General features: G+C 56.3%; 16 protein-coding genes. 9 read left to right on the plus strand and 7 right to left on the minus strand.

Features of this window, described 5'->3' with window-relative positions; translation table 11 throughout:
• Positions 1-34: 34 nt before the first annotated feature.
• Together sbcC and LKE08_RS12225 are read right to left on the minus strand one after the other, a co-directional pair.
• A complete protein-coding gene (gene sbcC / locus LKE08_RS12220; RefSeq protein ID WP_324704508.1) occupies positions 35-3124 on the minus strand; it encodes an exonuclease subunit SbcC in 3090 nt (1029 codons plus the stop codon).
• 51 nt (positions 3125-3175) lie between these two features.
• Positions 3176-3439, minus strand: coding sequence for a hypothetical protein (locus LKE08_RS12225; RefSeq protein ID WP_324704509.1), 264 nt, complete (start codon positions 3437-3439; stop codon positions 3176-3178).
• Positions 3440-3858: 419 nt separating this feature from the next.
• Between LKE08_RS12225 and LKE08_RS12230 the strand changes: the two genes are divergently transcribed.
• Positions 3859-5463 (plus strand): peptide ligase PGM1-related protein, encoded by a 1605-nt coding sequence (locus tag LKE08_RS12230; RefSeq protein WP_324704510.1) that lies wholly within the window; start codon positions 3859-3861, stop codon positions 5461-5463.
• A 102-nt stretch (positions 5464-5565) separates the two neighbouring features.
• On the opposite strand, the gene LKE08_RS12235 is transcribed toward LKE08_RS12230, so the two are convergent.
• Together LKE08_RS12235 and LKE08_RS12240 are read right to left on the minus strand one after the other, a co-directional pair.
• Positions 5566-5781 (minus strand): DUF6464 family protein, encoded by a 216-nt coding sequence (locus tag LKE08_RS12235; protein WP_324704511.1) that lies wholly within the window; start codon positions 5779-5781, stop codon positions 5566-5568.
• A gap of 269 nt (positions 5782-6050) precedes the next feature.
• A complete protein-coding gene (locus LKE08_RS12240; protein ID WP_324704512.1) occupies positions 6051-7175 on the minus strand; it encodes a TRAP transporter substrate-binding protein in 1125 nt (374 codons plus the stop codon).
• Positions 7176-7531: 356 nt separating this feature from the next.
• Here LKE08_RS12240 and LKE08_RS12245 point away from each other — a divergent pair, with 356 nt between their 5' ends.
• Positions 7532-8566: a tetratricopeptide repeat protein gene (locus tag LKE08_RS12245; RefSeq protein WP_324704513.1), complete on the plus strand. Its 1035-nt coding sequence runs from the start codon at positions 7532-7534 to the stop codon at positions 8564-8566.
• A 237-nt stretch (positions 8567-8803) separates the two neighbouring features.
• Here the strand turns inward: LKE08_RS12245 and LKE08_RS12250 are convergent, their stop codons facing one another.
• Both LKE08_RS12250 and LKE08_RS12255 read right to left on the minus strand, forming a co-directional pair.
• Complete coding sequence (locus LKE08_RS12250; RefSeq protein ID WP_324704514.1) at positions 8804-9211, minus strand: phage holin family protein; 408 nt, start codon at positions 9209-9211, stop codon at positions 8804-8806.
• Positions 9201-9719 carry a hypothetical protein gene (locus LKE08_RS12255; RefSeq protein WP_324704515.1) on the minus strand — a complete coding sequence of 173 codons (519 nt, stop codon included), beginning with the start codon at positions 9717-9719 and terminating at the stop codon, positions 9201-9203. The genes LKE08_RS12250 and LKE08_RS12255 overlap by 11 nt, the downstream gene beginning before the upstream one ends.
• A gap of 249 nt (positions 9720-9968) precedes the next feature.
• Between LKE08_RS12255 and LKE08_RS12260 the strand changes: the two genes are divergently transcribed.
• Positions 9969-10577, plus strand: coding sequence for a DUF3611 family protein (locus LKE08_RS12260; protein ID WP_324704516.1), 609 nt, complete (start codon positions 9969-9971; stop codon positions 10575-10577).
• Between the two features lie 209 nt (positions 10578-10786).
• Here LKE08_RS12260 and LKE08_RS12265 read toward each other — a convergent pair whose 3' ends face one another.
• A complete protein-coding gene (locus tag LKE08_RS12265) occupies positions 10787-11086 on the minus strand; it encodes a helix-turn-helix domain-containing protein (protein WP_324704517.1) in 300 nt (99 codons plus the stop codon).
• A gap of 152 nt (positions 11087-11238) precedes the next feature.
• On the opposite strand from LKE08_RS12265, the gene LKE08_RS12270 reads away from it, so the two are divergent.
• From LKE08_RS12270 to LKE08_RS12295, 6 genes are all read left to right on the plus strand, one after another.
• Complete coding sequence (locus LKE08_RS12270; protein WP_324704518.1) at positions 11239-13122, plus strand: S9 family peptidase; 1884 nt, start codon at positions 11239-11241, stop codon at positions 13120-13122.
• A gap of 152 nt (positions 13123-13274) precedes the next feature.
• A complete protein-coding gene (locus LKE08_RS12275) occupies positions 13275-14123 on the plus strand; it encodes an SPFH domain-containing protein (protein ID WP_324704519.1) in 849 nt (282 codons plus the stop codon).
• 470 nt (positions 14124-14593) lie between these two features.
• Positions 14594-15982, plus strand: a complete 1389-nt coding sequence (locus LKE08_RS12280; RefSeq protein ID WP_324704520.1) for a malic enzyme-like NAD(P)-binding protein — start codon at positions 14594-14596, stop codon at positions 15980-15982.
• Positions 15983-16224: 242 nt separating this feature from the next.
• On the plus strand, positions 16225-16779 hold the full coding sequence (cysC, locus tag LKE08_RS12285) for an adenylyl-sulfate kinase (RefSeq protein ID WP_324704521.1): 555 nt from the start codon (positions 16225-16227) through the stop codon (positions 16777-16779).
• A gap of 136 nt (positions 16780-16915) precedes the next feature.
• Positions 16916-17464 (plus strand): phosphoribosyltransferase, encoded by a 549-nt coding sequence (locus tag LKE08_RS12290; RefSeq protein WP_324704522.1) that lies wholly within the window; start codon positions 16916-16918, stop codon positions 17462-17464.
• A gap of 190 nt (positions 17465-17654) precedes the next feature.
• On the plus strand, positions 17655-18101 hold the full coding sequence (locus tag LKE08_RS12295; protein ID WP_324704523.1) for a helix-turn-helix domain-containing protein: 447 nt from the start codon (positions 17655-17657) through the stop codon (positions 18099-18101).
• Positions 18102-18190: the final 89 nt, after the last annotated feature.

Here is an 18190-nt window from a genome sequence, read left to right on the forward strand (position 1 = left end):
GATATCCCCTTCAATTTAAACGTAAAAAAATGACTCAAATCGACAGCCGAATTTGCGACCCGGATGCCAATTTACTGACTTCAATTTTGGCTTGGAATGCCTCTTTCAAATGGGGGATGTGGGTGACGGCTAAAATGCAGGCGAAGTCCGGCGCGATCGCGTTGATGGCAGCGATCAGGCGATCGCACCCCTCCGCATCTTGGGTTCCGAACCCCTCGTCGATGATCAACATTTGCAACGCCATCCCCGCCCGCTGCGCCAGCAATTTCGCCAGGGCTAACCGGATCGCGAAATTAATCCGAAATGCCTCGCCCCCGGAATAGGTTTCGTAGGGTCTAGTTCCCCTCGCGTCGGCGATCAAAATATCCAAAGTATCGATCAATTTGGAATTCTTTTTCTTGGAACTTCCGCTCCGCCCCGCCCGCTGGGTCACGAATTGGACGTGCAGTTGATTGGCGGAAAGTCGGGACAAAATCTGGTTGGTTTCCGCCTCCAATTGCGGCAGCACGTTTTCGATCATCAATGCTTGGATGCCATTCCTTCCGAACGCCTGGGACAACTCCTGATAAATCTTTTGTTGGTGGCGGGCTTGTTTTAACTGTTGTTTCTGCTCGTTTTTCTGAGCGTCGAGGCGCTCCCAATAAGTCTGCTGTTGTTTCAACTGTCCCAGTCGGCCTAAATCCCCGTCGAGCTCCTGTCGCTGCCGTCGGATCTTCTGCTCCAAAGCCTCGATTTCATCGGTCAAGTCCGGGGCATCCCGAAGCTGTTGTTGCAGGGCGCCGATCTGGGATTCTACCCCTTCCAAATCCCGCGATCGCGCCGCTTTCAACTGCTCCAATTCCGACAGCCGTTGTTGCAGTTGCGGATGCTGAGATTTAGCCCGGTCGAGTTGTTCGGCCCGCCGCAGCCACCCCGCGGCCTGGCGCAACTCCGCCCGGACGCGATCGTGTTCCTCCAAGCTGTACCCAATCCGCTCCAACTCCCCCTCCAAAGCCCGGATTTTCTGCTTCAATTCCGAGTCTGTTTCTTGGTGGTGCAGCCGTTCCCCGACCGCCCGAATTTGGGCTTCGAGCTCCGGTTTCTGCGCCTGAATGCGCCCCAATTTTTCCTGGGCATCCCGGATTTTACTCTGTTTGATCTCCGCCCAGCGCAGGTTCTTTTCCTCCGTGCGGGCGAGGGCGTGACTCTGTTCGTTGTAGTCGAGTTCTTGCAGTTGGCGATCGAGTTGTCGCAGTTCCGAATACAGTTCGGCGGCGTGTTCCCCCGCCTGTAGCGATCGCTCGATTTGCGCGGCTTGGGCCCCCAACTGTTGCAGTCGCAGTTCGTCCCCCCCCAACCCGTCCAAACGAGCCTGAATTTGCCCCCGCCGTTCCCGCAATTCTTCGTAGGGGGAGAGATCCTGACTCAACTGGCGGTATTCCTCCCGCAACTTTTCGATGTCCCGTTGCGCCCGCACCGACTCTTCCCGGACCACCCAAATGCGATCGCGGATTTCCTGCTGTTGGGTGCGGTGTTTTCCCACCACCAAATTCCAGTGATGTTCATCCAGGGGGCGATCGCACAGGGGACACAACGGCGCCGGGGAACCCCCCCGATTTTCCCCCCCCGGCGGCTCTCCGAGCATCGCCATTTTGCGGTCGATTTCCGCCAGTTTTTCTTCGTACTCCCGCTCCTGGTTCGTCAGTTGCGTGATGTGGTTGTGCCGTTCCTGCCCTTTCGTTTGAACGCGGGTGAGGTAGTTGCGCTTTTTCTCCAGTTCCGCAATTTCTTCCTCGATCGCTCTGAACTGGTTTTCCAAATCGGGGCGGTACTGCTGGAGGTTTTGCCGCAGTTGGCTGATGGACCCGTAGAGATCATCCAAACGGGCCGCTAGGCGAGCCTGGGCGCGATCGACCTCCCCCTGGAGGCGCTGATACCGCTGCACCAGGGGGGTGACTTCCACCTGCAGGCGGTCCAACTCGTTGAGCCGCAGGCGGGCGGCATGAAGTTTGGCCAGTCCCGCCTCCACTTCGGGTTGTTGGGTGAGGACGCTCTGATACTCCCGCTCCTGTTGGGTGAGGGAGTCCAGGCGGGTTTGCAGGGTTTCGCGATCGCGTTGCAGTTGGTAGATCTGCTGTTGCTGCCGGTCTTGCAGTCCCCGCAATTGCTGTTGGGCGGTTTGGTGGGTGAGTAAGCGGGCACAAAGGTTTTCTTCCGCCGCTTGCAGGGTTTGATAGCGGGCGGTTCCGGCCCGGATTTCCGCTTCCTGGCCGAGGGTGGCGTCGAGTTCGTGCAGTTGGGTGCGGGCGGCGTCGATTTCCCGTTGCAGGCGATCGCACTCCTGGGCGAGGGTGCCGCGCTGTTGCTGCTGTCCCCCGATCAGTTGTTCCCAGGTTTGCCGGTGCTGTTGCCGTTCCCGCAGGTTTTGCAGTTGTTCGCGATCGCGGTTTTGCCGCTCCTGCCGTCCGGCGAGTTCGGTTTCGAGTCGGGGGATTTCTGAGGCGATCGCATCCCGGTTTTGCAGTTCCCCTTCCGTACTTTCCAGGTTTTGTTCGATCTGGTCAATTTGTCCTTTATATTGGCGCGAAAGATCCCGCGCCCGTTCCGCCAGGGTGTCGTATTCGTCCAACTTCAGGAGGCTGGCGAGAATTTCTTTGCGATCGCCGGGGCGTTTGAGCATGAATTCGTCCGCCCGCCCCTGCCGCAAATAGGCGGAATTGATAAAGGTGTCGTAGTCGAGCCGCAGGTGCTCCAAAATCTTCTGCTGGGTCGCCCGCACCCCCTTTTCCGTGAGGGGACGGAAGTTGATTTTTTCCCCGGGTTTGGCATTTTTGGCGGGCAAGGGGGCGATCTGAAATTCCAGGCTGGCGGACCCGGAACGGCGACGGCTCCGGATCACCCGGTACAGGCTGCCGTGGCTGATAAAGGTGAAGTCCACCCGGGTTTCTTTTTCCCCGATCTGGATCAGATCGTCTTCCGTTCCGGCGCGGCTGCTGCCCCAAATTGACCAGGCGATCGCTTCGAGGAGAGACGATTTTCCCGCCCCGTTGGGTCCGCAAATGCAGGCGGTGTGCAGGCCGCTAAAATCCAGGCGGGCGTCGCGGTAACTGAGAAAATTTTTGAGGATGAGTTTCTGGGGGATCATATCGTAGCCCTGGGCTCGAATTCCGGCTTTTGGTCAGTCTTGACGATTTCATCATCGAGTGAAAAGGGTTGCCGGTTGCCGGATATCAAGATTGTGGAGTTCGTCCGATCGATAGTATAGAACAGTTTCCCCGGCCGTGGGGATCGAATTGCAAGTTTCCGCGATCGCGCCACCTTTCGGCGAATTCTCCGGAACGGCCGTCACGGACACCGTTCGGGCGGGTGTCGGTCGTTTTTCATCCCGGGCGATCGTCGGTCGGAGCGAATCGAATCCCGCCCATCGACCCGAAAACACAAACCCAATCCGATCTAACATAAAAGTCGATCCCTTGAATTGGACGGTGAAAATCTGGATATCCCCCGACGATCGCCCGCGGCAATCCGAACTCAAATTTGGGCTTTTTTTTTCCCTTTTCGGATGCAAACTTCGACTCAAAAAAGGCGCGATCGCCTCAATCCTTCATCATTCTTAATATGGGAGTCGCCCGAACTCTCAAGCTATCCGAAAATCAATGATGGACTCTCAACCGCCCTCGGATGGCTGAAAGCTGGGAGCCGATTGCCATAGCAGTCGTCCGGGTAGTCAAGACATCGAACCACTCCGAAACTCAGACAGTGGGCGATTTTTTTCCCGATTGCCTGTTGCCTATTGCCTGTTGCCTGCTAGATCAAAAAAATGCTGCCGATGTCGGATAACTCGCTAAGATTGTAGTGTGGTCAGTGCAGGCTGGGATTATGGGAAAAAGCGAGCGATCGCCCGACCGTGTGGCGGATCGATTTCAAACGTTGCAATATCAACTGCGCCGGTGTTTTCGGCAGCGCGGGCCTGTCAAATTTGACGATTTCGATGTTCTCGTCATCCCCTCCCTCACCCTCGACCAGCAGCAACTTGAGAAGATCCCCGGCGTACACCAGTACGAGGAGCGATTTCTGTTCTCCCTGACCCGCCTGCGAAACCCCAAAATGCGGCTGATCTACGTGACGTCCCAACCGCTTCACCCCAGCGTCATCGACTATTATTTGCACCTGATGCCGGGAATCCCATTTTCCCACGCCCGCGATCGCCTGCTCCTGTTTTCGACTTACGATTCCTCCAAAAAATCCCTCACCGAGAAGATCCTGGAACGTCCCCGCCTGGTGGAACGCATCCGCCAAGTCCTGCGGCCGAGTCAAACCTACATGGTCTGTTTCAATTCGACGCCGTTGGAACGGGAACTCTCAGTCCGGTTGCAAATTCCCCTGCTGGCTTCAGACCCGAATTTGGCCGACTGGGGGACGAAAAGCGGCAGCCGCCAGATTTTTGGGGAGTCGGATATCCCCCACCCGGACGGCAGTCCTTTGGTGCGGACCGAAACTGACCTCGCCGGGGAAGTGGCCGCGTTGTGGAACCGCCAACCGCAGTTGAGGCGGGTGGTGGTGAAGTTGAACGAGGGGTTTTCCGGGGAGGGAAACGCCATTTTGGACCTCGAACCGCTCCGGGACGTCCCCTGCGGCCAAAGGGTGGCCGCGATCCGCGATCGCTTTTCCCGGTTGAGTTTTCAAGCCGGAGGCGAAACCTGGGAGTCCTTCGGCAGTCGGATTCCGGATTTGGGGGCGATCGTCGAAGCGTTCGTGGAGGGGGAGATCAAGCGATCGCCGAGCGTCCAGTGCCAGATCCACCCCTCCGGCGAGGTGGAAGTCCTCTCCACCCACGACCAGATTCTCGGCGGACCCGACGGCCAAATCTTTGAGGGGTGCCGGTTTCCAGCGGACGAAGCCTACCGCTTGCCACTCCAGACTTTGGGGGAGCGCGTCGGCCAGAATTTGGCGGCTAAGGGGGCCCTGGAGCGGTTCGGCCTGGATTTTGTGGCGGTGCGCCGGGGGGACGGCGAGTGGGACCTGCAGGCGATCGAGATCAACCTGCGCCGGGGGGGGACGACTCACCCCTTCATGACGTTGCAGTTGTTGACCAACGGCCAATACGATCGCGCCACGGGGTTATTTTACAGCCAGCAACAACAGCCGAAATATTACATCGCCTCGGACAATCTTCAAAAGGATTGTTATCGGGGGTTGTTGCCGAACGATTTGATGGATATCGTCGCCGATCACCACCTCCATTTCGACAGTTGCCGCGAGACGGGGACGGTGTTTCATTTGATGGGATGCCTGTCCCAATACGGAAAACTCGGCCTGACTTGTATCGGCAATTCTCCCCGAGAGGCCCAGGATATTTACGATCGCGTCGTGGCGGTTTTGGACGAGGAAACTCGAGCGATCGAACCGGATGAGGAGCAGGGGGAGGAGATGCGATCGGGGGACAATGTGGCGGCGTTCCCGGCATCTAAAATGTCGGTGTGACGGTCGGGAAACCGAGGGTTTGAATCCTCGTTTCGGGAAAATTAACTGGGTTCAAATCACCTCGGCTTCCGAACCCCCATTTTTTATTTTTTAAAAGTTTAATCAGTCCGCTTCGGGTTCGTAATGGTGGCACTCCGAACAGGGGCCGCTGGGGTTGACGGCACAGCGGAGAAAAGCCGAGTGGGCGTTAAATCGGCAGGTTCCCTGCTTGTCAACCGTCTTCGACAGCAGGCGGTAACGCTGTTCGTGATATTCCAGAAAGCGTTTAATTTGTTTGTGGGATTGCAGCCGCATCCTCTCCATGCCCAGATTTTTCATCGTCCCATTCCTGATCGACATTTATCAAAATCGGTGGCCTCGTCCGAGCCTCCGATATCAGATGTTAATGGGTCGATCTTAACACTGTTTTAAGGATTCTCTAAATTTGAGCCAGCCGTCGGAATGGGATGGTTGGCAATTCTTTCACCAGATGAAAATCGACTCGACGTCCAGCTCGAATCCAAGCCGGCGATCGCATTCAATCCCCCCCGGTTTCCCTTGAAAAAGAGGGGAGAATCGAACTCAAAGTCCCCCTTATTAAGCAAGATTTAGGGGGATTGAATCGACTGCAAAACCGGCGCGATCGCGAAATTGCTGTAGGCAAACTCGCTGACGGCGTGCCACTGGCGGATGCTGTCTCGGAACTGTTTCCAAGGTTCGTAAATCTCTTTAAATGAAGGTTCCTGACTCGCCATTTCTTCCATCAGTGCGATCGCCTCCCGCTGAGACGCCTGCAAAATTTCCGGACTGTAAGCCCGCAACTGCGTCCCCCCCTCGAGCAACCGCTGCAACGCCTGGGGATTCTGCACGTCGTACTTCGCCAGGGTTTGAACGTTCGCTTCCGCCGCCGCCGTTTTGACAATTTCCTGATACTCCGTCGGCAACTGATTCCAAGCGTTTAAATTGATCTGCAAATCGAAGCTAGAACCTGGCTCCCACCAACCCGGATAGTAGTAGAAATCCGCCGCGTCATTCAACCCCAATTTTTCGTCGTCGTAGGGGCCGACGAACTCCGCCGCGTCGATCGCGCCCCGTTCCAACGCCAGGAAAATCTCGCCCCCCGGCAACACCTGGACGTTGACCCCCAACCGAGATAAAACCTCGCCCCCCAAACCGGGAATTCGCATTTTCAAACCGTTCAAATCGGCGACGGTATTCACCTCTTTTTTGAACCAGCCCCCCATCTGCACGCCGGAATTTCCCGCCGGAAATGCGATGGTGTTGAAATCGGCGTAAAGTTTGTTCATCGCGTCGATGCCGCCCCCCTGGTACAGCCAAGCCATCTGCTGCTGGGTGTTGAGTCCGAAGGGAACGCAGGTTCCGAAGGCAAAAGCCGGGTTTTTTCCGATGTAGTAATAACTCGCCGAATGGCCGCATTCGACGGTTCCCTGTTGGATGGCGTCCAACACCTGCAACCCGGGCACGATTTCCCCCGCCGCGAAGGTTTGGATGGTAAATCGCCCGTCGGTGAGTTCCCTCACCCGGCGAGCGATGAATTCGGCGGCGCCATAGAGGGTATCCAGGGAAGTCGGCCAACTGGTGGCCATTTTCCAGCGGACCGTGGGCAGGGAATCCCCCTGAACGGCCGGACCCGTGTTGTTGCTGCAAGCGGCGAGGGCGGCGGTGGTGGCGGCACCGGTGGCCGCGTAACCGAGGAGTTTTCGACGTTTCATGTTTTCAAGTGATCGCGTTCGGTGATTTCATTGCGGTGGGGTGGCGGACGAAGATCTCGGCGTTTCATCCGGTCTGCATTTTCGCAATTTTATCCGAATTTGGGGAAGTTTGTGATAGAATTTCAGCCGATCAGAGTGTCCGAATCAAATTTGTTAAGTTTTTTGAATGGATGGATGGGTTCGCTCGGCGGGCGGACGTGACATCGATTTCGTTCACCTTCCGATCGCGGATCGGGAACTTTCGGGGGCTGCATTGAGGTTCGGCCGGCTTTCCGAGGGTTGAAAGCGATTGGGGGTGCGACTTTAAAAACTTCAGAATAGCAGATTTTTTTTCTGAATGTAGAGGAGGCGGTTTGATGTCTGGAACGAAAACAGTTGTCGGGGGAATGGTGGCGATCGCGATCGCGGGGACGGGCTTATTTTGGGGGGTAAAAACCTGGCAGGATCGCGCCTTGAATGCTGCGAAAGCGGAAGTGGAAACGGTGGGATCTCTGAAACCGGGGATGGACGTGGAGGCATTGCGGGGGATGGCCGAAGATCTGCGGGAGGCGATCGCGATATTAGAAAAAACCCCCAGATTGCCGGGGCAACCGGTGGCGGTGGAGTTGGCGAAATTGCGCTATCGCCTCGACGACGTGGAAGAACAATTGCGGCCGGAAGTGAAGGCAAAAACGGATTTGGAGGCGGCGAAAAAATTGGCGATGCAGGCGTCGGTGTTGGTGCAAAATCCGCCCCACCCGTCTCAAGTTTGGAAGCGGGCGCAGCAAAAATGGGAAGAGGCGATCGCGCTTTTGGAAGGCATCGAACCGGGTACGCCCTCCGACGATATTGCCCGGGAAAAACTCCGCACCTACCGCCAAAATCGCAATACAATCGTGATCCGGGCGGAGATGTCCGAACAGGCGCTCCGCCTCAATAATATCGGCATCGGGCAAGTGCGGAAAAAACAATATCGGGATGCGATCGTGGCGTTCGACAAAGCCATCCGCCTGGAACCGAAATTGGTGGCGGCGTACATCAACCGGGGGGTTGCCTATTCGGAATTGGGGGAAAACGCTGCGGCGATCGCCAGTTTTAATCGCGCCCTGGAAATCGACCCCAGAAGCGCCCAAGCCCGCTATTTTCGGGGTTCGGAATATCTGGAAATGAGCGACTATCAAAAATCCCTCGACGACTACACCGAGGCGCTCCGCCTGAATCCCGACTACATCGACGCCTATTTGGATCGGGGGTTCGTCCACAAACAACTCGGGGAGGAACAAAAGGCGATTATCAACTATCAAAAAGCCGCCGAAATTCTCAAGTCTCAGGGCAAGCTGGAAACGGCGGATATGGCGATGAGTATCGTCCGGGAACTGCAAAGTTCGACGGCTGAAAATTCCACACCTTAGAAGGCGCTGAAGCGCAACAACGAACGGAAATTAGCAACTTTTTTACATCATTTATTTGAAAGATTTTAAAATCTGAAAAACGGTTTTTAATTCCCGAGAAAGTTGAGTTGATAATTGGCTGGATATCGCGTAACGAGAGATGTCACCCCTTACCGCTTTCAAAAACATCCACGTTCCGCCATTGGTAATCAAATCGCCATCTGTCTGGCAAATAATCGGATCTGGTATGACCGATCATCAATCCCTCATGCGATTTCCCGGATCGTCTCGAAATAGGGTATTTCCGGTGCGGACGATGCGGGTGCGGGTTTCGATCATGTAAGGTCCCCGCAGGCGGTTTGAGCCCGCAAAAATTAACAGGAAACCCAGAAAAATATCGGCGGTGGCAACAATCGAAATCGCCCCCAACCAACTCAATCCCAAATTGTGGAGCACGAAAATGGCGGCGACTTGCAGGAGGGCGAGTCCGGTGATAAAAAATGCCATTCCCACCGCCAAAACCGAGAAACCGGCGGTGAGGCGTCTTTGTTCGCGCTGGGCTTCCCGGAGGGCGATATCGCGGTGCAGGTCCACCAAAACCGCCACCAGACGGAGCATCCGGCGCAAATAAGCGTTGATGGCTTCCAGGAGGTCACTAACGCCCACGGCCCGATCCTCCGAACAGCAAACCCAGGATAAAGCCGATTCCCAAGGCCGTCAACAAACTGGTTCCGACATGATCTTTGGCTTTGCGGTTGACTTCCGGCAGCATTTCCGTCTCGAAGCGGGTGATGAGTTTTTCCGTGCGTCCCTCCAAAGTTTTCAGGGTGCGATCGAGGGTCGGCAGGATGTAATCTTCGAGTTTGGAGGGGTCAGAGGTGTGAGCATTTGGGCGGGTTTCCCGCCACCGCTGGAGTTGGGAGAGTTCGGTGAGGTAATGGCGGATGAGGGTGCGGGTGTGTTCCGTGCGAGCCGCGATGTAATCGATCGCCAATTCCAAATTGCCTTCGGTGGCGGCCAGATCTTCGGCGGCGAGTTGGGGCCACTCTTCCAAAATGAGAGGTGCGATCGCACCGAAGCGCTCCGCAAATTCGGTTTGAGAGATCGTCGGCCGGTTGGGGGTATCGGTGGGGTCGGGTTCCATAATGTTAGGCGATCGCTGCAACTGTACCAATTTCCATCAGATTTGAATCGTCAATTGTCGGGGCGAATGGCATTCGCCTTTGTCAAGAAATCGGGTTCGGGAAAAGTTTACCAATTTATTGAATCGGCGATCGCAGTTGGGGTCAAATCTAACCCGAATGCGCCAAAGCGCAACAACGGAGGGATTGGCAGTTTCTCCGGCCTCGGGACGCCGTCCGCAACTGGAATTGAATGCCCTATTGTACAATACTCCCAATTTCGTTTCGAGAACCCGGTGGCCATGTCCGAACAACTCAATTTGGAATCGAACCCCAAATCTTTCCCCCAGATCGCGAACGCCTTCCGGCGGGGGGGATGGATCGGCTTTTGGCTGCAGGTTGGGTTTGGAGTCGTACCCGTTTTTCTGATCCTGTTTGCTTTATTTCTCAGTCCCGCCAAAAATCGGCTGGGACAGTCGTTCGTCGGGGTGATTTTAGCCTACGCCTGTTTGATCGCGTTGGGATTTACCATCTACTGGTGTTTCCGCTACACCCAAATCGGCAATCAACTCGACGATCCCCAGCGCCGTCCGACGAAAGCCAGCGTCACCCGCACCCTTTGGATCGGGTTGTCGGCCAATATCGTCGGGATGAGTTGTGCCGTCGTGGTGGCGCTGTGGAAAGTGGGAGTTCTCTTATTTAAGATGCTGTCCGTGCCTCCCGGGGCGGCGATGATCGACAATTCGGGTGGGGGGCCGACGATTGTCAGTCGCAGCGGGCCGATCATCGTTCCGATGGACCTGATCGCATTGCAGGCGGCGGTGAACGCGATCGCGGCCGAGTTGGTCGGCATTATCGTGGCCGCATTTCTACTCTATATGGTGACGCAAAATTCCGGGAAGCGATCGTGACGGTCTCGGTTGCCGGCGATGGCAAAATTTTCGCCTTCGATATCAGCAATGTTTCGATTTCAACAATTCTGGTGTTTCGACGGTTTCAATCGGGGAAAAGAGCCCGCAAAAGTTGACGACCTCCTCAGAGACGGTATCGCCGCAAAAATCAGGCAACATTCGAGGGAAATTCGGATTGATTCTCGCGAACTCGGTCGGTCGGGGGCGGGCTAGTCGGGAAAATTGGCCAGCAGGTCGCGGCCCCGTTCTCCCATCTCCAACAGTTGCCCCCTCAAGGCATTGATCGCCAACTGGGAGGGCTGCGATCGCCCCCTCTCCCAACGGTTCACAGTTTGAAAGGAAACCCCCAACTTCGCCGCAAATTTTTCCTGAGATAAACCCATACGCCGCCGCAGGGTGAGGACGAGGGTGGAAAAATGAGAATTGGTGGTGACGGACATGATGACCTCCCGGATGAAACCCAAAATTGGCTTGATGCTGATATACCAGTTGATATAATACTCAATCAATTTAATCGTCGAGCATTTCGAGGCGGCCGGCTTCCTCTGTCAGAATGATGGCGTCAGGCGGAATCCGCATTCATCCGATCGGGTCACAGAGATGACAGGGGCGAAGTTAACCTCCACAATAGATTAATGAACTCTCATCATTCACACCACCCATGACCGAGACTCAGCTTCCACCCCTGATTCCCCGGGAAATTTTATTCGGAAACCCGGAACGCTCCCGCCCGGAATTATCCCCGGACGGCAAATTTCTCGCCTACATCGCCCCCGACGAGAACAACGTCCTGCAAGTGTGGCTGCGGACGATGGGGGAAGCGGGCGATCGCAAACTGACAAACGACAAAAAACGGGGCATCCGCGCCTTTTTCTGGACCTATGAGCCCGACTGCCTCATTTACGCCCAGGACTCCGACGGGGACGAAAACTGGCACCTCTACCTCGTCAACATCCAAACCAACATCGTCCGAGATCTGACGCCGTTTCAGGGGGTCCTCGCCCGGGTGGTCCAAATCGAACACACCTTTCCCGACCGGATTTTGGTGGGAATGAACCTCAACAACCCCCAGGTTTTCGACGTCTACGAGATCGACATCAACAGCGGAGCGGTGGAACTTCACACCCAAAATCCCGGCAATATCGTCAGTTGGACGGCCGACAGCCAATATCAAATTCGAGCCGCGAGTGCCTCGGCGCCGGACGGCGGCTTCGATTTATTGTACCGGGACACTCCGGAGTGCCCCTGGGAAACCCTCCGCCACTGGGGACCCGACGAACAGGGGGGGGCGGCTTTCTTTTCCCGGGACGGCAACACTCTCTACATGGTGGGCAACCACGACGCCAACGCCGGACGACTCATCGGTTGGGACGTCTCCACCCGGGAAGAGACGGTGATGGCCGCCGATCCCCAGTACGACGTGGGCGGGTTGCTGGTCCACCCCACCACCTACAAAATCGAGGCCGTCTCCTTCTACAAAGACAAGGAAGAATGGCACATTCTCGACGAGGGCATCCGCGAGGATATCGACACCATCAAAACTATCCGCCCGGGGGAATTCGGCATCAAGCGGACTCTGGATGACAAGCTGTGGCTGGTCAGTTTTGTCGCCGACGACGGCCCTGTTTATTATTACATTTACGATCGCACCTCGAAGGCGGTGACGTTCCTGTTCACCAACCAGCCCCAACTCGAAGGCTTGCCCCTCGCCCCGATGGAAGCGATCGCCTACGAGGCCCGGGACGGACTCACCCTCCACGGCTACCTCACCCAACCCGTGGGCGTCGAAACCCCCGTCCCGGCGGTGATGCTGGTCCACGGCGGCCCCTGGGCGCGAGATCTGTGGGGGTACGACCCAGAAGCCCAATGGCTGGCTAACCGGGGTTACGCGGTCCTGCAGGTCAACTTCCGGGGTTCGACGGGTTACGGCAAGGGCTTTTTGAGAGCCGGAAACCGGGAGTGGGGGGCGAAGATGCACGACGACCTGATCGACGGGGTGAATTGGCTGGTGGAAAATCACGTCGCCCCGAAGGACAAAATCGCCATCATGGGGGGATCTTACGGCGGCTATGCGACCTTGGTGGGGCTGACGTTCACCCCCGAGGTGTTCGCCTGCGGCGTGGATATTGTCGGGCCGAGCAATTTGATGACGCTGATGGAGAGCATCCCCCCCTACTGGGAACCGCTGCGGGCGAATTTTTACCACCGGGTGGGGAATTTGGAGACGGAACCGGAATTTCTCAAATCGCGATCGCCCCTATTTTTCGTCGATCGCATCGTCAAACCCCTGCTGATCGGCCAGGGGGCCAACGATCCCCGGGTCAAACAGGCCGAGAGCGAACAGATTGTCGGGGCCATGAAAACGGCGAAAAAGCCGGTGGAATATGTGTTATATTCCGACGAAGGCCACGGCTTCGCCCGCCCGGAGAACCGCCTGCACTTCTACGCGATCGCGGAAGACTTTCTCGCCAAATATCTGGGGGGACGCTGCGAACCCGTCGGAGACATCCCCGGCCATTCGGGCACGGTGCGATCTCTGGCTTAGGGGGTGCTCGGTGGGGTGTAGGGTGTAGGGTGTAGGGACAACCTGATACGGTTGCCGTTCCCATGCCCCATTCCCCAGGCTCCATTCAGAAGGGCGCGGCGCTATAAATTGTCAATTATCAACTATCAATTCTCATAATTCGGTGAGGTTCTATGGTACAGTATATCCTCGCGCTTTTGATCGTTATGTCGATCGGATTCGGCACGAATTCCTCGATCAAAATCGTCAGCGAGGGAGATGAGGCATTGGTCGCCCGGTTGGGAAGATACCGGCGGACGTTGAGACCGGGGTTGCACTTTATCACCCCCGTCATCGAAAAGATCGTCTACTACGACACCCTGCGAGAGCGGCTGTTGGACATTCCCAAACAGGAAGCGATCACCAATGATAATGTCCCCCTCACCATCGATGCGGTGGTGTTTTGGAAAATCACCGATCTGCGAAAGTCCTATTACGATATTGAAAACGTGGAAGGGGCGATCGGCAACCTGGTGACGACCACCCTGCGGGCGGAAGTGGGGTTGCGGAATATGGAGGATATGTTTTCCCAGATCAAAGACATGAACAAAGTCCTCCTGACCAGTCTGGCCGAGAAGACGGGCGATTGGGGCGTGCAGGTGATGCAGGTGGACTTGCAGAGTATCGAACCGCCCGAAAAAGTGAAACAGGCGATGGAAGCCCAGCGGGCGGCGGAAAATCAAAAGAAAGCGCGCATCAGCGAGGCGGAGGGCAACGCGGCGTCGATTCAGGTGTTGGCAAAAGTGCTGAAAATGGACCCCAACAGCCGGGAATTTTTGCAGTTTTTGATCGCCAGACAATATGTGGAAGCCAATCTCGATATCAGCAAGAGTAACAATGCCAAGGTCATCTTCATGGATCCCTCCAACCTGACGGAAGCGTTGGTGGATTTGATGGACAACCCGGCCGCGATGCAAGAGCAACTGAAGATGAAAGGTGAGCCGAATTTGTCCAAATCCCGCCCAGCCAACGGGGACAGTTAAAGCCGGTATGGAGGAAGCGGAAGAAGTTCCCTGGATCTCTAGGGAGAAATCATGCTTCCGGGAGCTGGGGAGTGTTAAGACAACTGCTGGCGAACCTTCTCAAATCTAGGGGTTCAACAGAAGTCGAAAAATCTCCTCAAATCCGCTCAATTTTGGGTATAATTACCTTCGGCCGGTTGAAAAGTCAAACATAACCGGGTGCCGTCAGAGGATACAACATGGCGTTTTCACGTCAATGTTCAAGCTCCATAGACAGCGGGAAGTTAGAAGCTCCGCGCAGCGAAAAGATTTTTCTTTTCACCCCATCAAGCGGGCGGCTCGTCCGTGTTAGCCCGCGGACTGGACGGTGCCGACACTTCCAGAAACAAGCGGGAAGAAAACATCGAACCCATTCAACGCCAATATTTGGGCAGTTGTATATCAGTTGAAGTCGGTTTTCAGAGCGGTTTAACTCCTACGATTCTTGCAGCATGGTCAATCTCACACCGAATCCGAGTTTTAGCGTCACCCTCCGCCTGGAACTGCCGAACCGGGCCGGCCAACTGGCGGCCGTGGTGCAGGCGATCGCCACGGCGGGGGGCAACATGGGGGCGATCAACCTGATCGAGCAGACCCGCCACACCACCATCCGGGAGTTCACCGTCGATGCTTCGAGTACGGAACACGCCGAGCAAATTATCGCGTCGGTGAAGACCCTGCCCGGTTTAAAATTGCTCACGGTTTACGATCGCACCTTCAACCTGCACCGGTGCGGCAAAATCAGCATCCAGAGTAAGATCCCCCTCAAGTCCCAGAGCGATTTGGCGATGGCCTACACGCCGGGGGTCGGCCGCATCTGTCGGGCGATCGCGGACGACCCCGAACAGGCCTACAACCTGACGATCAAACAAAACACGGTGGCGATCGTCACCGACGGCAGCGCGGTTCTGGGCCTGGGGAATTTGGGCCCGGGCGGTGCCCTGCCGGTCATGGAGGGCAAAGCCATGCTCTTCAAGGAGTTCGCCGATATCGATGCGTTTCCGGTCTGTCTGGACACCCAAGATCCCGATGAAATTGTGGCGACGGTCAAACACATCGCCCCGGTGTTCGGCGGGGTGAATTTGGAGGATATCGCCGCGCCGCGGTGTTTTGAGATCGAAGCCCGGTTGCGGGAAGAACTCGACATCCCGGTATTTCACGACGACCAGCACGGGACGGCGATCGTCAGTCTGGCGGCTCTGATCAACGCCCTGAAACTGGTGGACAAGTCGATGGAGGAGGTGAAAATTATCCTGAACGGGGCGGGGGCGGCCGGGATCGCCATCGCCCGCCTGCTCAGAAAGGCCGGGGCGACGGAAATCGTCCTGTGCGACTCCCGGGGGATTATCTCGGCGGACCGGGAGCTGACCCCCCAGAAGCGGGAATTTGCGGTGGAGTCGGGGGGAAATCTGGCCGACGCCATGAAGGGGGCGGACGTGTTCATGGGGGTGAGCGTCCCCGGGGTGGTGACGCCGGAGATGGTGCGATCGATGGCGAAAGATCCGATCGTGTTCGCGATGGCCAACCCCATCCCCGAAATTCAGCCCGAATTGGTCGTGGACGACGTGGCGGTAATGGCGACGGGACGCAGCGATTACGCCAACCAAATCAACAACGTGCTGGCGTTTCCGGGGATTTTCCGGGGCGCCCTGGACTCTCGGGCCGCCACCCTGACGATGAGTATGTACCTGGAAGCGGCCAACGCCATCGCCTCCCTGGTGACGCCGAACGAACTGACGCCCGAACACATCATCCCCTCCGTGTTCGATAAGAGGGTCGCCACGGCCGTGGCCGCGGCGGTGGCCCAAACGGCCCGCCAGGAGGGCATCGCCCGCCGTTAGCGATCGCGCCCCACCGTCGGATCGGGCGGATGCTGCCGAAAGTGGGGCGAATTATTCTATGATTGGGATCGGGACGTTTGACATTTTTCGATCGTCGCGAACTCGATCCTCAAAACCGATTGTCGGGTGGTATCCGTCTACAGATTTTGACCGATTTCGGGGGGCGAAATTCGATCCGAACCCCATTCAATTTCAACTCGTCGGTCTGAGATTGTTGTCATTTATCAGGAGAAATCAAATCAATGGAGCAACGAGGCGTCACCGTATGGTTTACGGGTTTGAGCGGCGCGGGCAAAACCACCATCAGCCAAGCCGTCGCCGAAGAACTGAAATCCAGAGGATATCGGCTGGAAATTTTGGATGGGGACATCGTGCGGACGAACCTGACGAAGGGGTTGGGATTTAGCAAGGAAGATCGGGATGAAAATATCCGCCGGATCGGTTTCGTTTCCCACCTGTTGACGCGCAACGGCGTCATCGTCTTTGTGTCCGCCATTTCTCCCTACCGCGAGATTCGGGATGAGGTGCGGCAACGGATCGGCGATTTTGTGGAAGTGTTCGTCAATGCGCCCCTCGACGTCTGTGAGACGCGGGACGTGAAAGGACTCTACAAGCGGGCGCGGGCCGGAGAAATCAAAGCCTTCACCGGCATCAGCGACCCCTACGAACCCCCCCTCAATCCGGAAATCGAATGTCGGACCGACTTGGAAGAACTTTCCGAAAGCGTCGATAAAGTGATCGGGGCGTTGGAAAAGATGGGCTATTTACAGAGTCCGACTGCAGTGGCATCTCAGTAGCGATCGCCATCGCTTTTGGAGCCGGGGCAATTCTTCGGGAATTGCCCCGAAGCGAGGATGATACATTCAGGAACGAGGGGCGAAAATTCGGACGATTGATCCGGTTAAACACGACAAAATTGACCTTTATTGATTCATGAGCGACCTCTACATTTCCTGGACCGAATATTATCGCAAAACTGAAATCTTGGCCGCTAAAATTTATCAATCCCAGTGGGCCTTCGATCAAATCGTCTGCATCGCCCGGGGGGGGATGCGAATCGGGGACGTGCTCTCCCGCATTTATAATTTGCCCCTGGCGATCCTCGCCACCTCTTCCTACGGCGGCCCCCGAGGGCAAACCCGGGGCGAAATTCGCCTCGCCCACCACCTGACCATGACGACGGAAAATCTGGGGAGCAACGTCTTGCTGGTGGACGACCTGGTGGATTCCGGGACGAGCCTCGATCGCTCCGTTGCCTGGTTGACGGAGCACTATCCCGACGAAATCCGAGAAATTCGGACGGCGGTCCTTTGGTACAAAAGTTGTTCTTCCGTCGTCCCCGATTACTACGTCGATTATCTGAGTGACGACCCCTGGATTCACCAGCCCTTCGAGTGTTACGAAAAAATGGATCCGGCCGATTTGCCACACAAAGAGGCGATCGCGACTGAGATTCGCACCGATTCCCATCCGGACAAATAGCGATCGCGGCCTGTTTATCTACCCCGAGAAATAGGAGGTTCGCCAGAGGTGGGGCGGATGGCAATGACTAAAATGGAAATCGGGAGTTGGGAATGAGAAATGAATGGGTAATTCTCACTTCTCCCCCACTCCAATGCTGATCGCTTTTTTAAATCTCATGTCCGAGTCGGAATCGAGTCTCCCAAAATTGATGCAAACTCTGAGACGGCGACTCAAGTTATCCCAGGAAGGGTTGGCCGATCGCCTCGGCGTCTCCCGGGCCAGCGTCAATCGCTGGGAAAACGGACGCAGCCACCCCTCCGAGGAACTCTTGGGGGCCATCAAACACCTGTGGGCGGCCATGCCGCCGGAACCGAAGCCGGAAGCGTCGTCCGAGCGTCCGGACAGACTGCGGCAGTCCGACGTGATGCGAATTTTGGGGGTTTCTCATCAGCGGGTGCGATCGCTGCGAATTCGCCGCACCCTGCCATTTGAATGGGACGAAGATCTCGAGACTTGGGTCACGTCCGAGAAGGAGGTCGATCGCTACCTGCGTCGAAAAGGCAAGCGACTGAAACGGATGGACCTTCGAGAATCGTCGCTCACTCCCAAAGGCGACCAGAACTTCAAAAATGCGGATCGCCGGGGTGAGAATTGAATCGGCTCTGTCCACTTACGGACACCCGGGGCGCGGCGCTATAATTGAAAGTGACTCTGTCAAGAGACTTTTTAACATTTCGTTTTTCT

Source organism: Lyngbya sp. CCY1209, from assembly GCF_035615495.1.
Lineage (GTDB): Bacteria > Cyanobacteriota > Cyanobacteriia > Cyanobacteriales > Microcoleaceae > Limnospira.

Coding starts and splice junctions, on each gene's coding strand:
- LKE08_RS12230 (WP_324704510.1), top strand. CDS start 3,859: ATGGGAAAAAGCGAGCGATCGCCCGACCGTGTGGCGGATCGATTTCAA.
- LKE08_RS12270 (WP_324704518.1), top strand. CDS start 11,239: ATGACCGAGACTCAGCTTCCACCCCTGATTCCCCGGGAAATTTTATTC.
- cysC (WP_324704521.1), top strand. CDS start 16,225: ATGGAGCAACGAGGCGTCACCGTATGGTTTACGGGTTTGAGCGGCGCG.
- LKE08_RS12225 (WP_324704509.1), bottom strand. CDS start 3,439: ATGTTAGATCGGATTGGGTTTGTGTTTTCGGGTCGATGGGCGGGATTC.
- LKE08_RS12275 (WP_324704519.1), top strand. CDS start 13,275: ATGGTACAGTATATCCTCGCGCTTTTGATCGTTATGTCGATCGGATTC.
- LKE08_RS12260 (WP_324704516.1), top strand. CDS start 9,969: ATGTCCGAACAACTCAATTTGGAATCGAACCCCAAATCTTTCCCCCAG.
- LKE08_RS12295 (WP_324704523.1), top strand. CDS start 17,655: ATGCAAACTCTGAGACGGCGACTCAAGTTATCCCAGGAAGGGTTGGCC.
- LKE08_RS12245 (WP_324704513.1), top strand. CDS start 7,532: ATGTCTGGAACGAAAACAGTTGTCGGGGGAATGGTGGCGATCGCGATC.
- LKE08_RS12235 (WP_324704511.1), bottom strand. CDS start 5,781: ATGAAAAATCTGGGCATGGAGAGGATGCGGCTGCAATCCCACAAACAA.
- LKE08_RS12290 (WP_324704522.1), top strand. CDS start 16,916: ATGAGCGACCTCTACATTTCCTGGACCGAATATTATCGCAAAACTGAA.
- LKE08_RS12280 (WP_324704520.1), top strand. CDS start 14,594: ATGGTCAATCTCACACCGAATCCGAGTTTTAGCGTCACCCTCCGCCTG.
- sbcC (WP_324704508.1), bottom strand. CDS start 3,124: ATGATCCCCCAGAAACTCATCCTCAAAAATTTTCTCAGTTACCGCGAC.
- LKE08_RS12240 (WP_324704512.1), bottom strand. CDS start 7,175: ATGAAACGTCGAAAACTCCTCGGTTACGCGGCCACCGGTGCCGCCACC.